General features: G+C 62.5%; 22 protein-coding genes. 5 read left to right on the top strand and 17 right to left on the bottom strand.

Translation table 11 applies throughout. The features are described from left to right. Positions 1-2: 2 nt before the first annotated feature. The 3 genes from BQ8482_RS36380 to BQ8482_RS36390 form a co-directional block, all read right to left on the bottom strand. Positions 3-599 carry a LysE family translocator gene (locus BQ8482_RS36380; protein WP_123151907.1) on the bottom strand — a complete coding sequence of 199 codons (597 nt, stop codon included), beginning with the start codon at positions 597-599 and terminating at the stop codon, positions 3-5. 150 nt (positions 600-749) lie between these two features. After that, on the bottom strand, positions 750-1,322 hold the full coding sequence (gene ilvN, locus BQ8482_RS36385; protein ID WP_123151908.1) for an acetolactate synthase small subunit: 573 nt from the start codon (positions 1,320-1,322) through the stop codon (positions 750-752). A 90-nt stretch (positions 1,323-1,412) separates the two neighbouring features. Next, on the bottom strand, positions 1,413-3,209 hold the full coding sequence (locus tag BQ8482_RS36390; protein ID WP_123151909.1) for an acetolactate synthase 3 large subunit: 1,797 nt from the start codon (positions 3,207-3,209) through the stop codon (positions 1,413-1,415). A 492-nt stretch (positions 3,210-3,701) separates the two neighbouring features. Between BQ8482_RS36390 and BQ8482_RS36395 the strand changes: the two genes are divergently transcribed. After that, the gene (locus BQ8482_RS36395) at positions 3,702-5,504 is read left to right on the top strand and encodes an NAD(P)/FAD-dependent oxidoreductase (RefSeq protein ID WP_123151910.1); all 1,803 of its coding nucleotides are present in this window, start codon (positions 3,702-3,704) and stop codon (positions 5,502-5,504) included. 12 nt (positions 5,505-5,516) lie between these two features. Here the strand turns inward: BQ8482_RS36395 and BQ8482_RS36400 are convergent, their stop codons facing one another. Genes BQ8482_RS36400 through BQ8482_RS36410 form a run of 3 tightly spaced genes read right to left on the bottom strand, consistent with a single transcriptional unit; the run spans position 5,517 to position 6,982 of the window. Continuing rightward, a complete protein-coding gene (locus BQ8482_RS36400) occupies positions 5,517-6,044 on the bottom strand; it encodes a GNAT family N-acetyltransferase (RefSeq protein WP_123151911.1) in 528 nt (175 codons plus the stop codon). 58 nt (positions 6,045-6,102) lie between these two features. Continuing rightward, positions 6,103-6,411 carry a hypothetical protein gene (locus BQ8482_RS36405; protein ID WP_123151912.1) on the bottom strand — a complete coding sequence of 103 codons (309 nt, stop codon included), beginning with the start codon at positions 6,409-6,411 and terminating at the stop codon, positions 6,103-6,105. A 4-nt stretch (positions 6,412-6,415) separates the two neighbouring features. Then, on the bottom strand, positions 6,416-6,982 hold the full coding sequence (locus BQ8482_RS36410) for a helix-turn-helix domain-containing protein (RefSeq protein ID WP_123151913.1): 567 nt from the start codon (positions 6,980-6,982) through the stop codon (positions 6,416-6,418). A 154-nt stretch (positions 6,983-7,136) separates the two neighbouring features. Between BQ8482_RS36410 and BQ8482_RS36415 the strand changes: the two genes are divergently transcribed. Beyond that, positions 7,137-8,966: an ATP-binding protein gene (locus BQ8482_RS36415; protein WP_123152094.1), complete on the top strand. Its 1,830-nt coding sequence runs from the start codon at positions 7,137-7,139 to the stop codon at positions 8,964-8,966. A gap of 198 nt (positions 8,967-9,164) precedes the next feature. On the opposite strand, the gene BQ8482_RS36420 is transcribed toward BQ8482_RS36415, so the two are convergent. Together BQ8482_RS36420 and miaA are read right to left on the bottom strand one after the other, a co-directional pair. Continuing rightward, positions 9,165-9,956 (bottom strand): GGDEF domain-containing protein, encoded by a 792-nt coding sequence (locus BQ8482_RS36420; RefSeq protein ID WP_095494699.1) that lies wholly within the window; start codon positions 9,954-9,956, stop codon positions 9,165-9,167. Between the two features lie 104 nt (positions 9,957-10,060). Further along, entirely contained in the window at positions 10,061-11,029 is a 969-nt protein-coding gene (gene miaA, locus BQ8482_RS36425) for a tRNA (adenosine(37)-N6)-dimethylallyltransferase MiaA (RefSeq protein ID WP_123152096.1), read from the bottom strand. Between miaA and serB the strand changes: the two genes are divergently transcribed. Beyond that, positions 11,019-11,906, top strand: a complete 888-nt coding sequence (serB, locus tag BQ8482_RS36430) for a phosphoserine phosphatase SerB (protein WP_123152095.1) — start codon at positions 11,019-11,021, stop codon at positions 11,904-11,906. The genes miaA and serB overlap by 11 nt on opposite strands. After that, positions 11,903-12,475: a GNAT family N-acetyltransferase gene (locus tag BQ8482_RS36435; protein WP_123151914.1), complete on the top strand. Its 573-nt coding sequence runs from the start codon at positions 11,903-11,905 to the stop codon at positions 12,473-12,475. The genes serB and BQ8482_RS36435 overlap by 4 nt, the downstream gene beginning before the upstream one ends. A 44-nt stretch (positions 12,476-12,519) precedes the next feature. Here the strand turns inward: BQ8482_RS36435 and BQ8482_RS36440 are convergent, their stop codons facing one another. The 6 genes from BQ8482_RS36440 to BQ8482_RS36465 all read right to left on the bottom strand — a co-directional run bounded on the left by BQ8482_RS36440 (position 12,520) and on the right by BQ8482_RS36465 (position 18,087). Beyond that, positions 12,520-14,034, bottom strand: a complete 1,515-nt coding sequence (locus tag BQ8482_RS36440; protein ID WP_123151915.1) for a DegQ family serine endoprotease — start codon at positions 14,032-14,034, stop codon at positions 12,520-12,522. Between the two features lie 142 nt (positions 14,035-14,176). After that, positions 14,177-14,362, bottom strand: coding sequence for a DUF2065 domain-containing protein (locus BQ8482_RS36445; protein WP_123151916.1), 186 nt, complete (start codon positions 14,360-14,362; stop codon positions 14,177-14,179). A gap of 6 nt (positions 14,363-14,368) precedes the next feature. After that, positions 14,369-15,313 (bottom strand): protease modulator HflC, encoded by a 945-nt coding sequence (gene hflC / locus BQ8482_RS36450; protein ID WP_095494704.1) that lies wholly within the window; start codon positions 15,311-15,313, stop codon positions 14,369-14,371. After that, positions 15,313-16,413, bottom strand: a complete 1,101-nt coding sequence (gene hflK / locus BQ8482_RS36455) for an FtsH protease activity modulator HflK (protein WP_123151917.1) — start codon at positions 16,411-16,413, stop codon at positions 15,313-15,315. The genes hflC and hflK overlap by 1 nt, the downstream gene beginning before the upstream one ends. 142 nt (positions 16,414-16,555) lie before the next feature. Beyond that, a complete protein-coding gene (locus BQ8482_RS36460; protein ID WP_123151918.1) occupies positions 16,556-17,074 on the bottom strand; it encodes a dihydrofolate reductase in 519 nt (172 codons plus the stop codon). After that, complete coding sequence (locus BQ8482_RS36465; protein WP_123151919.1) at positions 17,074-18,087, bottom strand: DUF4424 domain-containing protein; 1,014 nt, start codon at positions 18,085-18,087, stop codon at positions 17,074-17,076. Before BQ8482_RS36465 ends, BQ8482_RS36460 begins: the two co-directional genes overlap by 1 nt. 269 nt (positions 18,088-18,356) lie before the next feature. On the opposite strand from BQ8482_RS36465, the gene cobF reads away from it, so the two are divergent. Next, on the top strand, positions 18,357-19,130 hold the full coding sequence (gene cobF, locus BQ8482_RS36470) for a precorrin-6A synthase (deacetylating) (protein WP_123151920.1): 774 nt from the start codon (positions 18,357-18,359) through the stop codon (positions 19,128-19,130). A 129-nt stretch (positions 19,131-19,259) separates the two neighbouring features. Here the strand turns inward: cobF and BQ8482_RS36475 are convergent, their stop codons facing one another. The 3 genes from BQ8482_RS36475 to modB all read right to left on the bottom strand — a co-directional run bounded on the left by BQ8482_RS36475 (position 19,260) and on the right by modB (position 21,504). Next, positions 19,260-19,601 (bottom strand): winged helix-turn-helix domain-containing protein, encoded by a 342-nt coding sequence (locus tag BQ8482_RS36475; RefSeq protein WP_095494709.1) that lies wholly within the window; start codon positions 19,599-19,601, stop codon positions 19,260-19,262. Positions 19,602-19,690: 89 nt separating this feature from the next. After that, positions 19,691-20,803: a molybdenum ABC transporter ATP-binding protein gene (gene modC / locus BQ8482_RS36480; protein WP_123151921.1), complete on the bottom strand. Its 1,113-nt coding sequence runs from the start codon at positions 20,801-20,803 to the stop codon at positions 19,691-19,693. Next, positions 20,800-21,504: a molybdate ABC transporter permease subunit gene (gene modB / locus BQ8482_RS36485; protein WP_123151922.1), complete on the bottom strand. Its 705-nt coding sequence runs from the start codon at positions 21,502-21,504 to the stop codon at positions 20,800-20,802. The genes modC and modB overlap by 4 nt, the downstream gene beginning before the upstream one ends. Positions 21,505-21,516: the final 12 nt, after the last annotated feature.

A 21,516-nucleotide genomic window follows, 5' to 3' on the forward strand; every position in this document is an offset into this window, starting at 1 on the left:
AGCTACCGCAGCATCGGCCACAGCGTCGCTGCCAGCAGCACGCCCATGGCGATGTTGAACCATTTAAGCCGCACCGGGTCCGACAGAAAACCGCGCAGCGCCATGCCGAAACCTGCCCACACCGAAACACTCGGCAAATTGACGACGGTGAAGGCTATCGAGATCAACGCCACCGAGAGAAACGGATGCTCCGGAATGGCATAGACGGCCATGGCGGTGATCGCCATCACCCACGCCTTGGGATTGACCCACTGGAACGCTGCCGCATCGATGAACCGCATCGGTCGCGATTTGGCCTCGCCCTTGCCGCTGAGCGAACGCGACACGGCGATCTTCGAGGCGAGATAGAGCAGGTAGACGCCGCCCGCGATCTTCAATCCGGTGTGCAGCACCGGAAACGCAGTCAGCACCGCGCCCAGCCCGAAGCCGACGGCAAGCAACAGCACGAGGAAGCCGATGCTGATGCCCAGCATGTGCGGAATGGTTTTGGCGAAACCGAAATTCACGCCGGAAGCCAGAAGCATGAAGTTGTTCGGACCCGGCGTGATCGAGGTCACGAAGGCATAGACCAGCAAGGCAAGGAACGCATCGAGGGTCATTGGCTTCTCCCAAGCAGGTCAGCAATATTGTCCTTTTACCTCAGACGCACAAAGGCCACCTCGCGGCGGCAGCCGGGCCAGAAGGTCAGGATCAAGCCGACAGAATAGATACAGGCGGTGCCAGAGCACTGGACCCAAAGCGCCGGATGATCACATCCCTTGGGGGCCGCGGTTCAACGCCGCCACGCCGGTGCGGCAGATTTCGACCAGGCCGAGCGGTTTCATGATGGCGATGAACTGGTCGATCTTGGAGCCTTTGCCGGTGATCTCGAAGATGAAATGCTCGGTGTTGGCGTCGATGACGCTGGCGCGGAAGGCATCGGCCAGCCTCAGCGCCTCGACGCGGCCTTCGCCGGTGCCGGCCACTTTCACCAGCGCGAGTTCCCGCTCCAGCGGCCGTTCCTGGCCGAGCTCGTGCGAGCGCACGGTGAGATCGACGACACGGTGCACCGGCACGATGCGCTCGAGCTGGTGCTTGATCTGCTCCAGCACATGCGGCGTGCCGCGCGTCACGATGGTGATGCGCGACAGATGCTTCTCATGTTCGGTTTCGGAGACCGTCAGGCTCTCGATATTGTAGCCGCGTCCGGAAAACAGGCCGATGACCCGGGCAAGCACGCCCGGCTCATTATCGACCAGCACGGACAGCGTGTGAGTCTCCGGCTTTTCAGTTTCCTTGGCGATGAAGTAGGCCGAGCCGGTCGGTTGAAGCTGTGCGTTCATGACATGAATCTCGATTTCAAACTTTTGAACTGTTTTTCTGTTTCCGCACGGCTTCTTCCGACAGCCCTGCCTCGGCTCGGGCGTTAGGCGTTACACCAGTTCCCTGCCTTTGGCGTCGATGGCGTTGGCCACCGCCTCGTCGGTCGCCTCGTCCGGCAGAAGCATCTCGTTATGCGCCTTGCCCGACGGGATCATCGGGAAACAGTTGGCAAGCGTCGCCACCCGGCAGTCGAAGATCACCGGCTTCTTCACCGAAATCATCTCCTTGATCGCTTCGTCCAGTTCGTCCGGCTTCTCGCAGCGGATGCCGTGGCCGCCATAGGCTTCGGCAAGCTTGACGAAATCCGGCATCGCTTCGGTGTAGGAATGCGACAGCCGGTTGCCGTGCAGAAGCTGCTGCCACTGCCGCACCATGCCCATATACTGGTTGTTGAGGATGAAGATCTTGATTGGCGCTTCGTGCTGCACCGCGGCACTCATCTCCTGCATCGTCATCTGCACCGAGGCATCGCCGGCAATGTCGATGACCAGCGCATCCGGGTGCGCGATCTGCACGCCGAGCGCCGCGGGCAGGCCGTAGCCCATCGTGCCGAGCCCGCCGGAGGTCATCCAGCGATTCGGCTTCTCGAAATGATAGTGCTGCGCCGCCCACATCTGGTGCTGGCCGACCTCGGTGGTGATGTAGGTGTCCATGTCCTTGGTCAGCGCGTAGAGCCGCTGGACGGCATATTGCGGCATGATCACATCGTGGTTCATCTTGTAGGCAAGCGAATCCCGTGCGCGCCATTTCGCGATCTGCTCCCACCACGGGTGCAGCGCCTTCTTGTCGGCCTTGGCGGTCGCCCGCCACAGCCGCACCAGATCCTCCAGCACCCGGCCGACATCGCCGATAATAGGCACATCGGTATGGACGTTCTTGTTGATCGACGACGGATCGATATCGATATGGATCTTCTTCGAGTTCGGCGAGAACGCGGTGAGCCGGCCGGTGATGCGGTCGTCGAAGCGCGCGCCGATGCAGATCATGACGTCGCAATCATGCATCGCCATGTTGGCTTCATAGGTGCCGTGCATGCCGAGCATGCCCATCCAGTTCTTGCCCGAAGCCGGATAGGCGCCAAGGCCCATCAGCGTCGAGGTGATCGGGAAGCCGGTTAGGTCGACCAGTTCGCGCAGCAAATGGCTGGCTTCCGGGCCGGAATTGATGACACCGCCGCCGGTATAGAGGATCGGCCTTTTGGCGTTGGCCATCAGCTCGACCGCCGCCTTGATCTTTTCCAGATCGCCCTGGACCTTAGGCTGATAGCTCGTGCGCGGCGCCGTCTGTGGCGGCACATAGATGCCCTTGGCGAACTGCACGTCCTTCGGGATATCGACGACGACCGGACCGGGGCGTCCTGTCGTCGCGACGTGGAAGGCCTCGTGGATGATTGCCGCGAGCTCGTTGACATCCTTCACCAGCCAATTGTGTTTGGTGCAGGGGCGCGTGATGCCGATCGTGTCGCACTCCTGGAACGCGTCCGAGCCTATCAGCGAGGTCGGCACCTGACCGGTCAGGCAGACCAGCGGGATCGAATCCATCAGCGCATCCTGCAACGGCGTCACCGCGTTGGTGGCTCCCGGCCCCGATGTCACCAGCATGACGCCGGCCTGGCCGGTCGAGCGCGCATAGCCCTCCGCCGCATGACCCGCGCCTTGCTCGTGACGGACGAGGATGTGCTCGACCTCGTCCTGTTGGAAGATTTCATCATAGATCGGGAGAACCGCGCCGCCCGGATAGCCGAAAACATGCTTGACGCCATTGTCCTTCAGCGCCTGCACCACCATTTCGGCGCCAGTCATTTCGGTTCTTGGCATTTCGCGCCGTTCGTTCCGTCCACTGCTCATCGGTCTGGTCCCGTACTGTCCGCCATCGGGCGATTGCTGGTCGTTTAGTCGTGTTTCGGGCAATAAAAAAGGCCCCCGAGGGAGCCTGTGTCTGCGCATGGGAGGTTTTCGCCCGGCGGTTACACCGCCTTGCCCACGCGCTTTCCTACTACGAGAATGAGTGCCGTTTTCATGGTGGCGGACAATAGAATTGGTTTTGCGCCGCTGTCAACGGCGAATGTGCACGACGCCAAAAGGCTTTGAACCCGGCCGTATCAGACGCGCCGGTTGTCCATCATCGCATCGAGCCAGCTATTTTTGTCACAAGACACCGCTCCGGTACGATCGCCGGCAGTACAAAGCTCCGCGATCGGCCCGATAAGCCATTGAAACCACGCCAAACTATTTGACGACGTGACGCGGCGCACAGTTTGCCGCGATACTCCGGTCAACCGGGCTGGGAGGGTCCGGCAAAGCCACGATGACGACCAGGACTTCACGGGAGGAAATTTGATGCTCGACAAGGCTCCAGCCAAGAAACTGTCCGACCTGCTCGACCAATTCGGTGCGGCGCTCGCCGCCGGCGACATCGACAAGGCGGTCGGCTGCTTTCAGGAAGACTGCTACTGGCGCGACCTGGTGACCTTCACCTGGAACATCAAGACCATGGAAGGTCGCGACCAGGTGCACGACATGCTGACGAGCCAGCTGGCGAAGACAAGACCTTCGAACTGGGCGATCGCCAAGGGCGAAGACGCCACCGAGAGCGACGGGCTGCTCGAAGGTTGGATCAGTTTCGAAACGGAAGTTGCGCGCGGCTTCGGCCATATCAGGCTGAAGAACGGCAAGATATGGACGCTGCTCACCACCATGGTCGAGCTGAAGGGTCATGAAGAACCCGCCGGCTTCGCCCGGCCGTTGGGCGCCAAGCATGGTCACGGAAAAAACCGGCCGACCTGGAAAGAGGAGCGTGAGAAAGAAGCCGCCGAACTTGGCTTTGTCAGTCAGCCCTACACGCTGATCATCGGCGGCGGCCAGGGCGGCATCGCGCTCGGTGCCCGGCTGAGGCAACTCGGCGTGCCGACCATCATCGTCGAGAAGAACGAGCGTGCCGGCGATTCATGGCGCAGGCGCTACAAGTCGCTCTGCCTGCACGACCCGGTCTGGTACGATCATCTGCCCTATATCGACTTCCCCAGGAACTGGCCGGTCTTCTCGCCCAAGGACAAGATCGGCGACTGGCTGGAAATGTACACCAAGGTCATGGAGCTGAACTACTGGCCCTCCACACAGGCCAAGAGCGCCGCCTATGATGACGAGAAAAAGGAATGGACGGTCGTCGTCCATCGCGATGGCAAGGACATAACGCTGAAGCCGACGCAGCTGGTGCTGGCCACCGGCATGTCTGGCCGGCCCAACATCCCGAAGTTCAAGGGCATGGAGAATTTCAAGGGTGATCAGCACCATTCTGCCAAACATCCCGGTCCGGACGGCTACGTTGGCAAGAAGGTCGTCGTCGTCGGTTCGAACAATTCCGCGCACGATATCTGCGCCGCACTCTGGGAAGCCGGCATCGAGGTCACCATGGTGCAGCGCTCGACCACCCATATCGTCAAATCCGACACGCTGATGGATATCGGGCTCGGCGCGCTCTATTCGGAGCAGGCCGTGCAAAACGGCATGACCACGGCCAAGGCCGATCTCATCTTCGCCTCCCTGCCCTACAAGATCCTGCACGAATTCCAGATTCCGCTCTACGAAAAAATGAAGGAGCGCGATGCTGCCTTCTACGAGGGCCTGGAAAGGGCCGGCTTCATGCTCGACTGGGGCGAAGACGGCTCCGGCCTGTTCATGAAATATCTCAGGCGTGGTTCCGGCTACTATATCGATATCGGCGCCTCACAGCTCATCATCGACGGCGCCATCAAGCTGAAGAGCGGCGTCGACGTGACCGAGATCAAGGAACATTCGGTCCTGCTCAGCGACGGCACCGAACTGCCGGCCGATGTCGTCGTCTATGCCACCGGCTACGGTTCGATGAACGGCTGGGCGGCGGAGCTGATCTCGAAAGAGGTCGCCGACAAGGTCGGGAAGTGCTGGGGTCTCGGCTCGAACACCACCAAGGATCCCGGTCCTTGGGAGGGCGAACAGCGCAACATGTGGAAGCCGACGCAACAGGAAGCACTCTGGTTCCATGGCGGCAATCTGCACCAGTCACGCCACTATTCGCAGTTCCTGTCGCTGCAGTTGAAAGCACGGCACGAGGGCATCGCGACGCCGGTCTACGGGCTGCAGGAGGTCCACCACACGGGATAGAAATTCGGGCTGTCACCGGCACTGGCCGATGCGCTTCCAGTAGATAAGGGTACCGGTAAGTCCACCATGCGGCTTCAATGCATAGTCCGGTATCTCACCGGCAAGCGTGAAGCCCAACCTGTCATAGAGACCGGAAGCGCCCTCCTCTGTCGCTGTATCCAGGACCAGCAGTGTGCGGCCCTTCTCGACGGCGAGGCTTTCGGCCGCCCGCATCAGGCGGGTGGCCACGCCTTTGCCGCGATGGTCGACGCGGGTCATCAGCTTGGCGATCTCGGCCCGGTGCGGCTGGTTGGGGGGACAGTCGAGCAGCAAGGTAACGGTGCCGACCAGAGCCTCGCCGTCCCAGGCGCCGAGCACAGCTCTTTCGCCCCTTGCAGCCGCAATAAGCGACTTCCTCCAGAAGGCACCTGCCGCGCCCGGCGCCAGCGGATGCATGAAACTGACCGATCCACCGGCCGCAACCGTCTCGATCAGCATATCGACCAGCATTGCGTGCGTTTCCGCGGTTTGTGTCAGAGCCTTGATTTCGATGGAACTCATGCGTGCGCTGATCCTTGAACAAGATGAAACGTCTGTGAAGTCGCGATCGTCGCTGCCGTCAGTCGGAAAGGTTGACACGCCTTCGCCTCCTGGCCCGACGAATTTCTGCGATGCGCTCCGCATCTTCTTCCTGCAGATGCCGCCCGCGCTCCAGCAGTTCGAGCGTGTATTCCTCATAGGTCAGGCCCAGCCGCTCGGCCTTGTCCAGCCGCATCAACATGACGTCACGGCCTGGCGCTTTCCAGGCTTTGGCGTGGGCTGCCTGCCAGGCAAGGAAGATGTAGGCGTCGCCCTTGCCCCATGGCGGCCCCTCATAGTCGTCAAGAGGCGGCCCGCCATTGTCGGTGCGTTTCGGGCGACGCATCATTGCCTCAGCCTCTGGCCAGCGCGACCAGATAGTCGGCGGCGGCCGGTCCCGGAGCATGGAAGGTGCAATCCGATGGCGCGCCAAGCGCCAGGCAGTCACCCGGTTCGAGGCCGTGGACGATGTCGCCCTCGGTGAATTCCAGCCGTCCGGAAATCAGCCATATCTGCTGCCTGATGAAGGCATAGGACGCTGCCGGAAAGCTCACCTTGGCCCCCGCCGGCAATTGGACCCGGATCAGTTCGAGCGGCATGTCCGAAACCGGCGAAAGATGCCGCCGGACATAGCCGGTTGCGGGATCGCGCCAAAGCGGCTGATCGTTTTCGCGAAGCAGCCCGCCGCCTTGCAGCTCGGCCCGCGCGATGAGGGTGGAAAGCGTCATGCCGAAGGCCGCGGCGATGCGCACGAGAAGTGCCGCGGTCGGGCTCGTCTTGCCACGCTCTATCGTGCTGAGCATGGCTTTCGAAACGTCGGACCGGTCCGCGAGCTCCGCCAGCGACCAGTCCCTCAAGGCTCTTTCGGAGCGTATTCTCTTGCCGATGGTCGAGGAGATATCGTTCGCTATATCAGCCATTCATCCGGTATATCGAAATTTTGGAGTCGAGCAAGGGGCCGATCGGTCCAATTTTTGCGAATGGTTTAATGTCCCCTACACCATCCGACCTCATCCCCCCTTAACCCCGTCGGTGTAAGGTCGATTGCCTGGGGAAATGGGAAACAGCCTGTCCATGTTCGTCGACCGCGAAGCCTCCGTCGGAGAGCCGACTTTGCAGGAGCGCCGCAAGGCGGAGCAGAACGACAAGCGCGTTCTGGGCAATGTCGTCCAGTGCGACGGCGCGCGCGCCACCATCAGCGCCCATGCCGCCGATGTCGAAGGCACGGTCACCGGCCATTGGAGCGTCGGCAAGATGATCTCCATCAACCTTGGCGCCACGCGAACCGTCGGGCTGGTCTACGAGGTCGGCAAATCGGATCGCGCCTGGCACAATGCGGGCCAGAACCCGATCGAGGTCAGTATCGAGCTCATCGGCGAGGTGCGCGACGGCGCCGAGCCCGGCGCCAAACCGATTTTCGACCGCGGTATCACCACCTATCCGCATATCGGCGCCATCGCCCACCGCATCCGCAGCCGCGACTTGCAGGCGGTCTATGACCTCGCCGGGCGCCATTCGATCACCATCGGCACGCTGTCACAGGATGAGGCGATCGACGCCAACATCGCCATCGACGACACGCTGGCGCGCCATTTCGCCATTGTCGGCACCACAGGCGTCGGCAAATCCACTGCTGTCTCGCTGCTTTTGCGCAAATCGATCGCCGCTCGACCCGACCTGCGCGTTCTCATCCTCGATCCGCACAACGAGTTCGCCGCGTCCCTGCCGGAGCACTGCGTCAGGGTCGATTCGACGACGCTGGACCTGCCCTTCTGGATGTTCAAGCTCGAGGAATTTGCCGAAGTGCTGTTTCGCGGGCGCGAGACCGTGCCGGAAGAGGTCGATGCCTTGCGCGATCTCATTCCCGCGGCCAAGAACCTGTATCGCAACCCGAATTCGGGCACGTATCTAAAGCGCGGCACTGATGCACTGACCGCGGACACCCCGGTGCCCTATCGCGTTGTCGATCTTATCAAGCAGATCGACGAGCGCATGGGACTGCTGGAAAGCAAGAACGACCGCCCCACCCTCAAGTCGCTGAAGACGCGCATCGAATCGGCAGCCTCGGATCCGCGCTACCGCTTCATGTTCAATTCGCGGCTGATCGAAGATACGATCCACGAGACGATCGGCAATATTTTCCGCGTGCCGCACCACGGGCGCCCGGTGACCTGCTTCGAGATGGCCGGCATGCCGTCGGAAGTGGTCAATTCCGTCTGTTCGGTGCTGGCGCGCCTGGCCTTCGACCTTGCACTGTGGAGCGAAGGCCGGCTGCGGCTGCTTTTGCTGTGCGAGGAGGCACACCGCTACATGCCGGCCGATCCGCGCCTTGGTTTTGCGCCGACCCGACACGCCCTGTCGCGCATCGCCAAGGAAGGCCGCAAATATGGCTGTTATCTCGGTATCGTCACGCAGCGCCCGGGCGAGCTCGATCCCACCATCCTGTCGCAGTGCTCGACCTTTTTCGCCATGCGGCTTGCCAATGAGCAGGACCAGGCGATCATCCGCTCGGCGATCGCCGATTCCTCGGCCTCGACGCTGGCATTCCTGTCTTCGATGGGCCAGCGCGAAGCCATCGCCTTCGGTGAGGGCGTGGCGACGACCATGCGGCTGAAGTTCGAAAAAATGTCCGATGAGCTGATTCCCGGCACGGCCAAGCGCGAGGAAGCGTTGCCGTCCGAAATCGGCAATGATGTCGACCTGGTGGCGATCGTCGAAAGGCTGCGCAACGTGCCAAAACCGCAGCAGGCGATGGCCTTCGCCGAAGTCGTGGATTCCGGCCGTCAGGCCGGCGATCCCGACTACCGCAAGCCGCCCGTCCCGCGCGTCCAACCCGACGACGATTTCGACATGCGTTATGGCCTGAAACCCGCAACCTTCGGCCTGCGTCCGCAGAACGATTGAGCCGGACGGCTTTAGCCTAGGAGGCCAAAGCGCTTGTCACCTAGGAAATCGAGGCGAATCCCGGAAGGGAATTCATCAGGCCGGATCGAGTGACGTGGCTTTCGAGAACCCGGAGCGGAGTGGACATTTGAGTCCATGAGCACCGGAAGTCGAGAAAGCTGCGTCAGTCGGCCGGCCTCATGAATTCTCTCCGGGATTTCAGGCGCAGACGCGGTTTCGGCCTTGCCTCTTGGCCTCGTACAGCTGGCGGTCGGCGCGGCGATAAAACTCTTCGGCGGTTTCCTTACGGTCCCAGACGGCAAGGCCGACGCTCGTGGTGATCTTCAGCCGGACATTGCCTGACAGTATCGACATGTTGGCGATCGCCTTGCGGATGCGCTCGGCGAATTTGGACAGAAGTTCGGCGTCCATGTTGGGCGTGACCACTGCGAACTCCTCGCCACCCAGGCGCGCCACCACGTCGTGATAGCGTGTCATGTCCTTGAGACAGCTGGCGACCGCGCGTAACACCTGGTCGCCGACATCATGTCCGTGGGTGTCGTTGACCTGCTTGAAATGGTCGAGATCAAGGATCATCAGCCCGACCGGCTTCTCGATGCGGCGGAATTCCTCGAGATATTCCTTCAGTGCATCGTCGAAATAGCGCCGGTTCTGCATGCCGGTCAGGCCGTCGGTCAGCGCCGCGTGCTCCAGCGTTTCCGAACGGGCGCTGAGCGAAACCGTCATGGCGCGCAGCTTGCCTTCTTCTGTCGCCTGCTTGCGGATCAGCGGGTAGATGAAGAAAATCCCGAAGAACAAGGCAGTCGCCAAAAGGACGCCGGTCCCAAACAACAGCTTGTTGAGATAAATGATCTCGTCGACCCTGGCGGGTGTATGAACCTCTTCGGCGAAGGCTTGCAGAAGCCCATAGGCGTGAAGCGTCACCAGGCCGGCGGCCAGGATCACGAAGATGAAGACGAAAAAGGCTGATTCCGCCTTGTGAAAACGCATCTGCTCCCCGTTGGAAAATTTCCAAAGACGTTATGGCATGGACGGGCTTACGGAGGGTTAATTAGGACAACTTCAACGGGAAGCCTCCCCTCAAAGTCAACTTTTCAGGTTGCACTGGAAAGGATATCCGAGATCGTGGATCCCGCACGATCATCGGGGCGCAATCGCAGCCATTCCGGACCCAACTGATGCCTGAACCAGGTCGCCTGGCGCTTGGCGTATTGTCGCGTCGCGATCTTCGCGCGTTCGATCGCTTCGGGAAAACTCAACTCGCCGGCCATTGCGGCCTGCAGTTCGCGAACGCCGATCGCTTTCATCGCCGGCAAATCGGGATCGAGGCCAAGATCGGTCAGCCGCCTGACCTCGTCGAGAGCACCCTTCTCCAGCATGCGGTCGAACCGCGCCTCGATCCGCTCCACCAGTGCCGCTCGGTCCGGTTCGATCACAAAGAAGCGCGTGCTCGCCCTGTCGATCAGTGGGCGGCCGCGCGCCGCCTGCCATTCCAGGATGGAACGGCCCGACGCGTCGAGCACCTCCAGCGCTCGCACGATGCGCTGGCCGTCGGTCGGCTTCAGCATCATACCGGCTGCCGAATCCTCGCGCAGCAGGATGCGGTGCAGCTTGGCCGCGCCCTGCTCCTGGAGTTCGTAGCGCCAGCGATCACGGATCGACTGCGGAATGTCGGGCATTTCCGAAATGCCTTCCGCAAGCGCCCGGAAATAAAGTCCGGTACCACCGACGAAAATCACCGGCCTTTCGAAGAACGTGCCCTCGTCGATGAGCTTCATCACATCGCGCAGCCAGGCGCCGGTGGAATAGGCGGTGGAGGGATGGACATGACCGTAGAGAAAATGCGGGACGCGGGCGAGTTCGGCAACAGTCGGCCGCGCCGTCAGCACGTCGAGCACCGAATAGCCTTGCATGGAATCGGCGTTGACGATGACACCGCCGTTGTGCCCGGCGAGGTCAAGTGCCAGGGCGGACTTGCCGCTGGCGGTCGGCCCGGCTATCAGGATCGCGTTGTTAATGCGGCCCTCGCCCGCCTGCCCGCCGGAATTTTCGATGCCGCTGATCGCCACGCTTGTGTCCCATCCCGCCGGCCGCGCATTGTCGCCGGCGCTTGCGAATATGGTGTCACTGTCGGTCGGCGCAAGCACCGTTCGCTGGCTGGCCGAAGACATCGCCTGCGAGTTCGCTTTGCCCGAGGCGGCCGAAGCGGCTGAAACGACCGCCAGCCTGCGCGCCGTGCTCGCACCCGAACCGGTCGACGTTATCGTCCAGCAGGCCGAGGGAAGGCGGAAGAAAATCCTCATCGCCGATATGGATTCGACTGTTATCGATCAGGAGTGCATCGACGAGCTTGCCGACGAGATCGGCGTCAAGGATTACGTCGCCGCCATCACGGCGCGATCGATGAATGGCGAGATCGCTTTCGAGCCGGCCTTGCGCGAACGGGTGGCGCTGCTGAAAGGCCTCGACACTGCCGTGGTCGACCGCGTCATCACCAACCGCCTGACGCTGGCTTCCGGTGGCCGCGCGCTTGTCCAGACCATGCGGGCCGACGGCGCATGGACTGCACTCGTGTCGGGTGGCTTCGACGTCTTCACCTCACGCATCGCCGCCATGCTCGGCTTTCAGGAGAACCGCGCCAACCGCCTGATCGAGCAGGACGGTCGCTTCACCGGGCTGGTGGCCGAGCCGATCCTGGGGCGTGCCGCCAAGGCCGACGCGCTGCTCGAGATTTCGGCGCGTCTCGGGCTGACGACCGCCGACGCCCTTGCTGTCGGCGACGGCGCAAACGACCTCGACATGATCCGCCTTGCCGGCGCCGGTGTGGCACTTCATGCCAAGCAGGTCGTGGCGGCGGAGGCAAAATTCCGCATCGACCATGGCGACCTGACCGCGCTTCTCTATCTGCAGGGCTACCGGCGGGAGGAATTTGTAGAGTGACGCCGATCCGCACCGAGCGCCTGATCCTGCGCAACTGGGAAGATTGCGACCGTGAGCTCTTCTACCGCATCAACTCCGACGAGCGCGTCATGGAATTCTTTCCGTTTCGCCGCGACCGCGCGCAGGCCGACGCCAAGATGGATGAATTGCGCGCCGTCATCGACCGCGACGGTTTCGGCTTCACAGCCGCCGAGATCGCAGTCACCGGCCATTGCATCGGCTTCGTCGGCATAACCCGAACCGATCATTTGCCCTTCTTGCCGGCCGGCACCGTCGAGATAGGCTGGCGCCTGGCGCCCGAATTCTGGGGCCATGGCTATGTCACCGAGGCAGCCGAAGCCTGGCTCGCCTATGGTTTCGAAACGCTTGGCCTCAAGGAAACGGTTTCCTTCGCCGTCAAGGATAACAGCCGGTCCACCGCCGTCATGGAACGCCTGGGCATGACCGCCGACCCGGCCAGCGATTTCGACCACCCCGGCATTCCGGACAGCCACGCCATGCTCAAGCGGCATGTTTTCTACAGGCTGACAGGCAAGGATTGGCAAGCAAGAAAAAAGGCGGCTCGCTAGCCGCCCTTTTCCCTCAAAATCAAAGTGTTGCGCCTTTACCGGACTCAATCCATCCGGATCGTCACAAACCGCAATTCGCCGGTCTTTGAAGCCAGCATCAGCAGCGCGTTCTTGCGTCCCTGCTCCTTTAACGCGGCAATCCGGTCCATGACATCCTTGGGCGTGGCGACCGATTCCTGCGCGATCTCGGTGATCACCTCGCCGGCCTGGATGCCGCGTTCGGCAGCGGCCGAATCCTTAGCGACATCAGTGATGACAACGCCGGAGACTTCGGCGGCAATGCCGAATTTCGTCCGCGTCTCGTCGTTGAGCTCGCCGACGGTCATGCCGAGCACGGAAACCGTCGAAACGGCAGGCGCCTCGTCGCCATTGTCCTTTTCGGTGTTGCCGTTCTCGCCGCTGGCAAGCTTTTCGCCATCTTCGAGCCGGCCGAGCGTCACCTTCACGGTTTGCTCGACGCCCTTGCGCACGATGACCACGTCGACAGCCTTGCCGACCGTGCTCTCCGCGACAACGCGCGGCAGGTCGCGCATTTCATTGACGTCCCTGCCGTCGAATTTGATGATGACGTCGCCCGCCAGGATGGTGCCGTTGTCGACAGGCCCGCCCTTGATGACGCCGGCAACCAGCGCGCCTTTGGCAGTCGCCATGCCGAGGCTTTCGGCAATGTCGTCCGTCACCGGCTGGATGCGCACGCCGAGCCAGCCGCGCCGCGTCTCGCCGAACTGGCGAAGTTGGTCGACGACGCCCAACGCGAGTTGCGAGGGAATGGAAAAGCCGATGCCGATCGAGCCGCCGGACGGCGAGATGATCGCCGTGTTGATGCCGATCACCTCGCCGTCGCTGTTGAACAGCGGCCCGCCGGAATTGCCGCGGTTGATCGCGGCATCGGTCTGGATGAAGTCGTCATAGGGACCGGAATTGATGTCGCGGTTGCGGGCCGAGACGATGCCGACCGTCACGGTGCCGCCGAGGCCGAACGGATTGCCGATCGCCATCACCCAGTCACCGACGCGCATCTTGCTGGAATCGCCGAATTTCACCGCCGTCAGTTTGTGCCCTTTTGGATCGACCTTGAGCACCGCCACGTCGGTCTTGGTGTCGGTGCCGACCAGCGTCGCCTTCAGCGTCACGCCGTCGGAGAAATTCACCTCGATGTCGTCGGCATCGGCGATCACGTGATTATTCGTCACCACGATGCCCTGCTCGGCGTCGACCACGAAGCCGGAGCCCAGCGACTGCACCTTTTGCGAGGGGTTGCCCTGTTCGCCGGGACGGTTCTTGAAGAAATCGTCGAAGAAATCCTGGAAGGGCGAGCCCTCCGGAAGCTGCGGCATCGGTACCGCGCCCGGGCCTTCCGTGCCCTTCACCCTCTGCGAGGTCGATATGTTGACCACGGCGCCGAGCAGGCCCTGCGCGAGATCGGCGACCGAAGCCGGGCCGTCGGCGGCGGCCGCAGGCGTCACCAGCGACGGGACGGTAGCGGCGCCGATAAGAAGTGCTGCAGCACCCGCGGTGAACGTCCGCCTCGCCGCGCGCAAAAACCTGTTGGATGTCATCGAGAAGTCTCCCGGTGTCTCTGAGAAGAAAAGCGCTCGCCGAAAACGCTGCGTCGAACCATGTTGGCAAGAAATACGGCACGTTTGCGGCTATGGCTATCGGCGGAGGATAAAACCTCCGTTATCCCGAAATCATAAACCGTCATCCACGCACCAGCCAGACGAGGCCGACGCCAACGGCGATGGCAATCAGCCCGGCGACCCGCAGCGCATTCTCCGGCATCGACAGAACTTCGCCGGCAAGTTTCTTGGCGAGGCCGGGAAAGCCGCCATAGACCAGGCCCTCTACCACGAGAACCAAGCCTATTGCCGCCAGAAAATCCTCCACCGGCCGTTACTGGCCGGTGCCTGGCTGCGCTGCCGGTGCAGCAGGTGCTGCGGGCGGCGCTGCCGGCGCATCCGCGCCGGCGGGATTGCGGAAGAAACGGAAGAATTCCGAATTCGGCGACAGCACCATCGTCGTCCCAGTATTGTCCAGCGCCGTGCCGTAGGCATTCATCGACCGGTAAAAGTCGAAGAAGGCTGGATCGCGCTGGTAGGCATTCGCGAAGGTGGCGCTGCGTTGAGCTTCGCCTTCACCGCGCAGGATTTCAGACTCTCTCCGTGCCTCGGCGACGATCTCCACCACTTCGCGGTCGGCGCGCGCCCTGATGCGTTGCGCCGCCTCGTTGCCGCGCGCCCTCAGCCGCTCGGCTTCGGCCAGACGCTCAGCCTTCATGCGATCATATGTCTGTTGCGAGACTTCCGCCGTCAAATCGGTTCGGCGAATGCGGACATCCTCGATCTGCAGGCCGAGCGACGTGGCGTCGGGCCTCAGCTGGTCGCGCACTTCACGCATCATCACGGCTCGCTCTTCCGAGAGCGCCGCCTCGAAGTCGCGCAAACCGTAAACCCGACGCAAGGCGGCGTCGAGACGCGTCCTCAACCGTGCCTCGGCCAGTTCGATCTGGCCGGACACCGCGGAGCGGAACACGCGCGGATCGGAGATCCGATATGCGATGAAGGCGTCGACCTCATAGAACTTGCCGCCTGAAACCTGGACGCGGATGTTGTCGAGGTCGAAGCGCAGCACCCTGTTTTCGATCAACTGCACGCTGTCGGCGTCGAAGAAGGCGAACGGCGCCTTGAAGTAGATGCCCGGCTGGCTCTTGACGTCTACGATTTCGCCGAACCTGAGCACCAGCGCCTGCTGGCGCGCATTGACAACGAAGACCGACGAATAGAGCAGGAACAGGATAACCGCGGCGATGACGGCGATGATGGGAAGACGGTTGGCCATCACTGGGTTCCTCCGAGGACCGGCGCCGGCGCCTTCTGCTGCAGGGCAGGCAGCGGCAGATAGGGAACGACCCCTGGTCCGCTGCCTTGCTCGATAATGACCTTGCTGGAATCCTTCAGAACCCTCTCCATCGTTTCCAGATAAAGCCGCTGGCGCGTCACATCCGGCGCCTTGGCGTATTCGTCATAGACCGAGATGAAGCGCTGCGCCTCGCCTTCGGCCTCCTGCACGACCCGGTTCTTGTAGCCGGCCGCCTCCTCGCGGATCTGTGCGGCCTCGCCGCGCGCCTGGCCGAGCTTCTGGTTGGAATACTGGTTGGCCTGCTCGACGAACTTGTCCTCGTCCTGCTCGGCGCGCTGCACCTCGTCGAACGCGTCGGCCACTTCGCGCGGCGGTGCGGCATCCTCGATCGAAATCGCGTTGACGTTCAGGCCGGCCTGATAGCCGTCCAGCGTCGTCTGGATGATTTCGCGCACGGACGCCGCAATGCCCTCGCGATCATCGCGGAAGATGTCTTGCGCCGGCCGCCGACCGACCGCTTCGCGCATGGCGCTTTCGGCGACCTGCCGCAGCATGCCGTCGGGATCGGACACGTCGAACAGATAGGCCCTCGGATCGGAGACCTGATAGGCCACGGAGAACTGGACGTTGACGATGTTCTGGTCGCCCGAAAGCATCAGCCCTGAGCCGTTGCCGGAGGCCGTGCCGCCGCCGATGTTGACGAGTTGCTCGGCAATGTTGGCCGTCTCGACCGTCTCGATGGGCCACCAATGGAAATGCAGGCCTGGCTGCGAGAACTCCGCCTTTGGCACGCCGAACCTGAGTTCGACCGCAACCTCGTCGGGCTGCACGGTATAGACCGCCTTGAACGCCCACAGCACGACAAGCGCCGCCGCGATCAGCCCGAACACGGCTGGGCTGGCGCCACCGCCACCTGGCAACGCGCGCCGCAACCTGTCCTGGCCGCGCCGGATGATATCTTCGAGATCGGGAGGCGAGCCCTGCGGACCGCCAGGCCCCTTCGGTCCCTGCCCCCAGGGTCCTGGATTGTTGCCGCCGCCCCATGGGCCGCCACCGCCGCTTTTGTCATTCCAGGGCATGAATGTCCTTTCGCTCCCCCACGCGCCGGTCTGACGACGCAAAATCCAGTGTTGTTCTTCTATAGGGATGCGACGGCACGCTTTCAACGCGATCGGTCGTCGTCACCGTCCGTTTTGGACCGTCGCGACCCTTTAATGTCTCTCAATGCACGTCGCGGCGTCGCTCGTAAACCGAATAGCGTGTCGCATGACTATCCTTTTCACCGGCCGGAACGTCCTGCGTGCGGACAATGTGCCACAAATCCGGGTCGATCGGCGGGAAATGGGCGTCGCCGTCGACCGCGGCAAGGATATGGGTGACATGCAAGCGGTCGGCCAGCGGCAGCGCCTGGGCATAGATCTCACCGCCGCCGATGACGCAGATTTCGTCGGCGCCGGCCATGCAGCGCCCGCGCACCTTCGCCAGACTGATCGCCTCGTCGAGCGAATGCACGATTTCGACGCCCTCGGCGCGCCAGGCCCTGTCGCGGGTCACCACGATGTTGAGCCTGCCCGGCAGCGGCCGGCCGATGCCTTCATAGGTCTTGCGACCCATGATGATAGGTTTGCCCATCGTGTCGGCCTTGAACCGCTTGAGATCGCTGGAAAGCCGCCACGGCAAGCCGCCATCGCGCCCGATCACGCCGTTTTCGGCGATGGCGACATAGATCGCGACGTCCATCAGCCGCCGCTCCCGCCATCGCCCGAAGGCGCCAGCAGCAATATGTCGATGTCGTGCTCAGGGTAGAAATTTTCTGCCGTCATCTCGAAACGCGTCGGCCCGACTTTCCTGACGTTTTCGCCACAGAACGAGACCAGGTTTTTCGGATGGCCCTTGTCGACGGTCAGCTTGAACTTGCCGATGGAGCCCGTCGCCCAGTTGCCGCCAGTGGTCAGGATATAGGCGATGCGGTTTTCGAAGTATCTCGGGGTGCCGTCGGGATTACCCTTTGCCGCCTTGCGGATCGCATTCTCGAACGTGCCGTCCATGCAGTAACGGGTCTTGTAGGCGGCGTATTGGCCCTGGAACTGGCCGTCATAGAAGAAGCTGACCGAGGACGTGCCGCCGACGCTCGGCTTGTAGCGGTGTGCGACTTGGACTGCGCTGTTGGCTGGAAAGGTCGAGCGCCACCAGTAGGTCGAGCGCAATTGCCAGAACGGCACATAGGCGGTCTTCATGCCTGAACCGTCGTCGGTGGTGTCCTCGATGATGAGGCCGCGATCGATCCAGTCGTCGGTAACCGTTTGCGGCAGCTTTGCCAATGCCGCCCTGGCCGCGTCGCCGAACGGGTAGAACGGCACGTTTTGCGCCTTCAAATCGGCGCTGATGTCGATGCCGAGCGCAAACGCCTTCTGCTCGAGCTGCGGTTCTGCCGGCACGCCGTCGATCGTCACCTCGAAACCGAGGAAATTGTTGCTCTGGCCGTCGGGGATCGCCGGCATCTCGTTCGGATCGCCTTCGATGTCGGGCATCGGAAAGGCGACGATCGCGTCGACATCCTTGTCCGTGTTGTTTCGGAAGACGTAGTCGACCGTCACCTTTTCCGGCGAGATGTAGAGGTCCTCACTCTCCATGGCGACCGCGTCGCTGCGCGACAGGATCAGACCGCCCGTTCCCAATTCGGCGATCGAATCATTGGCGAATACGGGCGTGGCCGAGAGCGCCAGCGCGGCGGTCAGGACATAACGGAACATGGAAGCTCCTTTGGCGAGATGCCGGTATGACTCTATCGCACCAGCCCGACAATCGGAATCGATTTTCGAAAAGCACGATGCTGGGATTTAAGGTGTTAGAGCGTACTTTGTGCGTCCGATTGGCCGCACGTCGCTCTAGCCGTTTCAACGTGGCATTTCAAAGCCCTTCCGTGCACTCGTCGGCGCTTGCGCACAAGCCATGACCACCGTGCCATCACCGTGCCAGGCTTGTCTGGACAGCGACGTTCCGATCGGGCAGGAGTTCGCCCATGCGCAAGCTTCTCGTCATCGGCATCGGCGCCGGCAATCCCGACCACATGACCGTGCAGGCCATCGGCGGCTTGAACCGCGCCGACGTGCTGTTCATTCCCGACAAGGGCGCGAAAAAGAACGATCTTGCAGAACTGCGCCGCCAGATCTGCGACCGCTTCGTCACCAATCCAGGCTCGCGCCGTGTCGAATTCGACGTGCCGGTGCGCGCCGAGCCGGCGCCCTCCTACCGCTCGACCGTCGATGACTGGCATGAGGCGATCGCCGCGACCTATGAAGACCTGATCCGCGACGAGCTTTCGCAAGATGGCTGCGGCGCCTTCCTGATCTGGGGCGATCCCTCGCTCTACGACAGCGCGCTGCGCATCCTGGAGCGTGTGCGCATGAGAGGCAATGTCGAGTTCGAGCTCGAGGTGATCCCCGGCATCACTGCTGTCCAGGCGCTCGCCGCCGGCCATAAGATAGCGCTGAACCGCATCGGCGACGCAATTCAGATCACCACCGGCCGCCGGCTTACCGAGGAAGGTTTGCCCGACAGTGCCGGCAGCACCGTCGTCATGCTGGACGGTAAATGCGCTTTCAATAGGCTGGACGACAAGGACCTCGTCATCCACTGGGGCGCCTATCTCGGCACGCCCGACGAGATTCTCATTTCCGGTCGCCTCGGCGATGTCGGCGACGAGATCGTGAAAACCCGCGACGAAGCCCGGCGGAAAAAGGGCTGGATCATGGACACTTATCTGCTGCGCAAGCCCGGCGAGCCGGAGGAGTAATGCATGTCGCGCAAAAGTGCGCAGCGGTTTTGCGATAACGACATGCATAAAAAAGAACCTAAAGCGCGTCGCATGAATCCGTTCAAATGCGACGCGCTTTAGGCTCGGCCGGTACAGATTCCACCGACCTCACCCAGCATCGATCTCCGCCTGTAGTGCCTCCATATGAGTGGCCGCCGCGGAAGCCGCAGCCCGTTCGATGGCTCGAAAGCGGCTGACCACCGCAAGCCCCACCGGAGTCAACTGAGCGCCGCCGCCCTTTTTCCCTCCGGTCTGCGCCGCGACCAGCGGCTTGCCGAACACCCGGTTCATGTCCTCGACGAGATCCCAGGCGTGTTTGTAGGACATTTCCATGCCGCGCGCCGCAGCCGAGATCGAGCCGAAAGCGGCGATCTGCTCCAGAAGCTCGATCTTGCCCGGCCCGATGCGCCCTTCTGGATCGAGGTTTATCCGCAAGCTCAGCGACGGCATTTGCTCCTCCGCAGTCACGCCACATCCATCCTAGAAGCTCTCCGGCGATACCGCTATTCTAAAATAATATAGCGACAATCATCCGCCGGTCATCCATCCGCCTCGACAGGCAGGCCGGCGGTCGTGTTCGCCCGGTCGAAGCTTACCGTCTTGACCACCGCGTAGACGTTTCGGCCGGGCCGGAGTTTCAGCGTCTGTCGCGATTGCTCGGTGACCCGGGCAACCACGGTTGCGCCATTGCAGTCTATGCCGATCTCGACCGTAGGCCCTTCACCCGGCTCTATCGCCACGATCGTGCCCGGCAGGATGTTGAGCGCGCTGAGACCCGTCGGCTGTTCGATGGCGATCATCACATCGCGGGCACGGATGCGGATGCGCACCGGCGCACCGACCGGCATTGCCAGAAGCGGCACGCGGATCTCGCCCGCCGCCGAGCCAAGCACGGTCATGCCAAAGACTTCATCGTGGCGCAGCACCGCGGTATCCAGCACCGCGCCGCCCTCGCCGCGCTCTTCCGCCGGCAACAGGTCGAGCCGCTGCATGATCGCCCCGGTCGGGCCGCAGGCGGCGACCTTGCCTTGCGCCAGGACCACCACGTCGCTTGCCAGCCGCGCCACCTCCGAGATCGAATGGCTGACATAGACGATCGGGATTCTCGTCTCGTCGCGCAGCCGCTCAATGTAAGGCAGGATTTCTGCCTTGCGGGCGTCGTCGAGCGAAGCCAGCGGCTCGTCCATCAGCAGCAATTTCGGGCTGGCGAGCAGCGCCCGGCCGATCGCCACACGCTGTTTCTCACCGCCGGAAAGCTTTGCCGGCCGCCGGTCGAGCAAAGGACCGATGCCGAGCAGGTCGACCACGGCATTGATGTCCGCATAGCGTTCCGCCGTCGGCGTGAACCAGCGGCCGTAGCGCAGATTGCTGGCCACGCTCATATGCGGAAACAGCCGCGCGTCCTGGAACACCATGCCGATGCGGCGCTTGTGCTTCGGCACGAACTGGTGCGCATCGGTATCGACCAGCACACGGCCATCGGCCTCGATCCGCCCTTTGTCAGGCCGGATCAGTCCGGCAATCATGTTGATCAGCGTCGTCTTGCCGGAGCCCGAAGGCCCGAACAGCGCGGTCAGCCGCCCGGCGCTCCCGAAGCGGACGTCGAGCCCCAAATCTCCAAGCCGGTGGCTGATATCGATCACGACCGTCATTCGATGTCCATCCGCTTGCCGACGCGCCGCGCCAGCACCTCCGATGCGACAAGTGCTGCCATCGAGATGACGATCGAGATCAGCGTCAGCCTGAGCGCTTCGGCATCGCCGCCCGGCACCTGCGTGAACGTGTAGACCGCCGACGGCAGCGTCTGCGTCTCGTTTGGGATGTTGGAAACGAAGGTGATCGTTGCGCCGAATTCGCCCATCGCCTTGGCGAAAGACAAGATCGCGCCGGTAATCAGGCCGGGCAGGATCAGCGGCAGCGTGATCGTCCCGAACACCCACAGCGGATTGGCGCCAAGCGTCCCGGCCGCCGCCTCGAATCTGCGATCGACCGCCTCGATCGACAGCCGGATCGCCCGCACCATCAAGGGAAAGCCCATGACAGCGCAGGCCAATGCGGCACCCGTCCAGCGAAAGGAGAAGACAATGCCGAAATGCTCGGCCAGAAAGGCTCCGGCCGGGCCGCGCCTGCCGAAGGAGAGCAGCAGCAGATAGCCGACAACCACCGGCGGCAGGATCAACGGCAGATGCACCAGCCCGTTGAGCAGCGTTTTGCCCCAGAATTGGCCACGGGCCAGCACAAGCGCGATCAATATGCCGGGCGGCAGGCTGGCGATCATCGCCACGGTCGCCACCTTGACGGACAGCCGGACCGCATTCCATTCGTCGGGAGTGAGGTCCAGCAACCAATTCATCTTTTGGTGTGC

It is taken from the genome of Mesorhizobium delmotii (assembly GCF_900149755.1).
Taxonomy (GTDB): Bacteria; Pseudomonadota; Alphaproteobacteria; order Rhizobiales; family Rhizobiaceae; genus Mesorhizobium; species Mesorhizobium delmotii.

Coding starts and splice junctions, on each gene's coding strand:
- BQ8482_RS36475 (WP_095494709.1), bottom strand. CDS start 19,601: ATGCCGTCGCTGAGCTTGCGGATAAACCTCGATCCAGAAGGGCGCATC.
- BQ8482_RS36395 (WP_123151910.1), top strand. CDS start 3,702: ATGCTCGACAAGGCTCCAGCCAAGAAACTGTCCGACCTGCTCGACCAA.
- BQ8482_RS36465 (WP_123151919.1), bottom strand. CDS start 18,087: ATGTTCCGTTATGTCCTGACCGCCGCGCTGGCGCTCTCGGCCACGCCC.
- BQ8482_RS36420 (WP_095494699.1), bottom strand. CDS start 9,956: ATGCGTTTTCACAAGGCGGAATCAGCCTTTTTCGTCTTCATCTTCGTG.
- hflC (WP_095494704.1), bottom strand. CDS start 15,313: ATGGCCAACCGTCTTCCCATCATCGCCGTCATCGCCGCGGTTATCCTG.
- BQ8482_RS36390 (WP_123151909.1), bottom strand. CDS start 3,209: ATGAGCAGTGGACGGAACGAACGGCGCGAAATGCCAAGAACCGAAATG.
- BQ8482_RS36440 (WP_123151915.1), bottom strand. CDS start 14,034: ATGACATCCAACAGGTTTTTGCGCGCGGCGAGGCGGACGTTCACCGCG.
- modB (WP_123151922.1), bottom strand. CDS start 21,504: ATGAATTGGTTGCTGGACCTCACTCCCGACGAATGGAATGCGGTCCGG.
- serB (WP_123152095.1), top strand. CDS start 11,019: ATGCCGCTGATCGCCACGCTTGTGTCCCATCCCGCCGGCCGCGCATTG.
- BQ8482_RS36410 (WP_123151913.1), bottom strand. CDS start 6,982: ATGGCTGATATAGCGAACGATATCTCCTCGACCATCGGCAAGAGAATA.
- BQ8482_RS36405 (WP_123151912.1), bottom strand. CDS start 6,411: ATGATGCGTCGCCCGAAACGCACCGACAATGGCGGGCCGCCTCTTGAC.
- BQ8482_RS36415 (WP_123152094.1), top strand. CDS start 7,137: ATGTTCGTCGACCGCGAAGCCTCCGTCGGAGAGCCGACTTTGCAGGAG.
- BQ8482_RS36400 (WP_123151911.1), bottom strand. CDS start 6,044: ATGAGTTCCATCGAAATCAAGGCTCTGACACAAACCGCGGAAACGCAC.
- hflK (WP_123151917.1), bottom strand. CDS start 16,413: ATGCCCTGGAATGACAAAAGCGGCGGTGGCGGCCCATGGGGCGGCGGC.
- cobF (WP_123151920.1), top strand. CDS start 18,357: ATGCGCAAGCTTCTCGTCATCGGCATCGGCGCCGGCAATCCCGACCAC.
- BQ8482_RS36460 (WP_123151918.1), bottom strand. CDS start 17,074: ATGGACGTCGCGATCTATGTCGCCATCGCCGAAAACGGCGTGATCGGG.
- BQ8482_RS36380 (WP_123151907.1), bottom strand. CDS start 599: ATGACCCTCGATGCGTTCCTTGCCTTGCTGGTCTATGCCTTCGTGACC.
- modC (WP_123151921.1), bottom strand. CDS start 20,803: ATGACGGTCGTGATCGATATCAGCCACCGGCTTGGAGATTTGGGGCTC.
- ilvN (WP_123151908.1), bottom strand. CDS start 1,322: ATGAACGCACAGCTTCAACCGACCGGCTCGGCCTACTTCATCGCCAAG.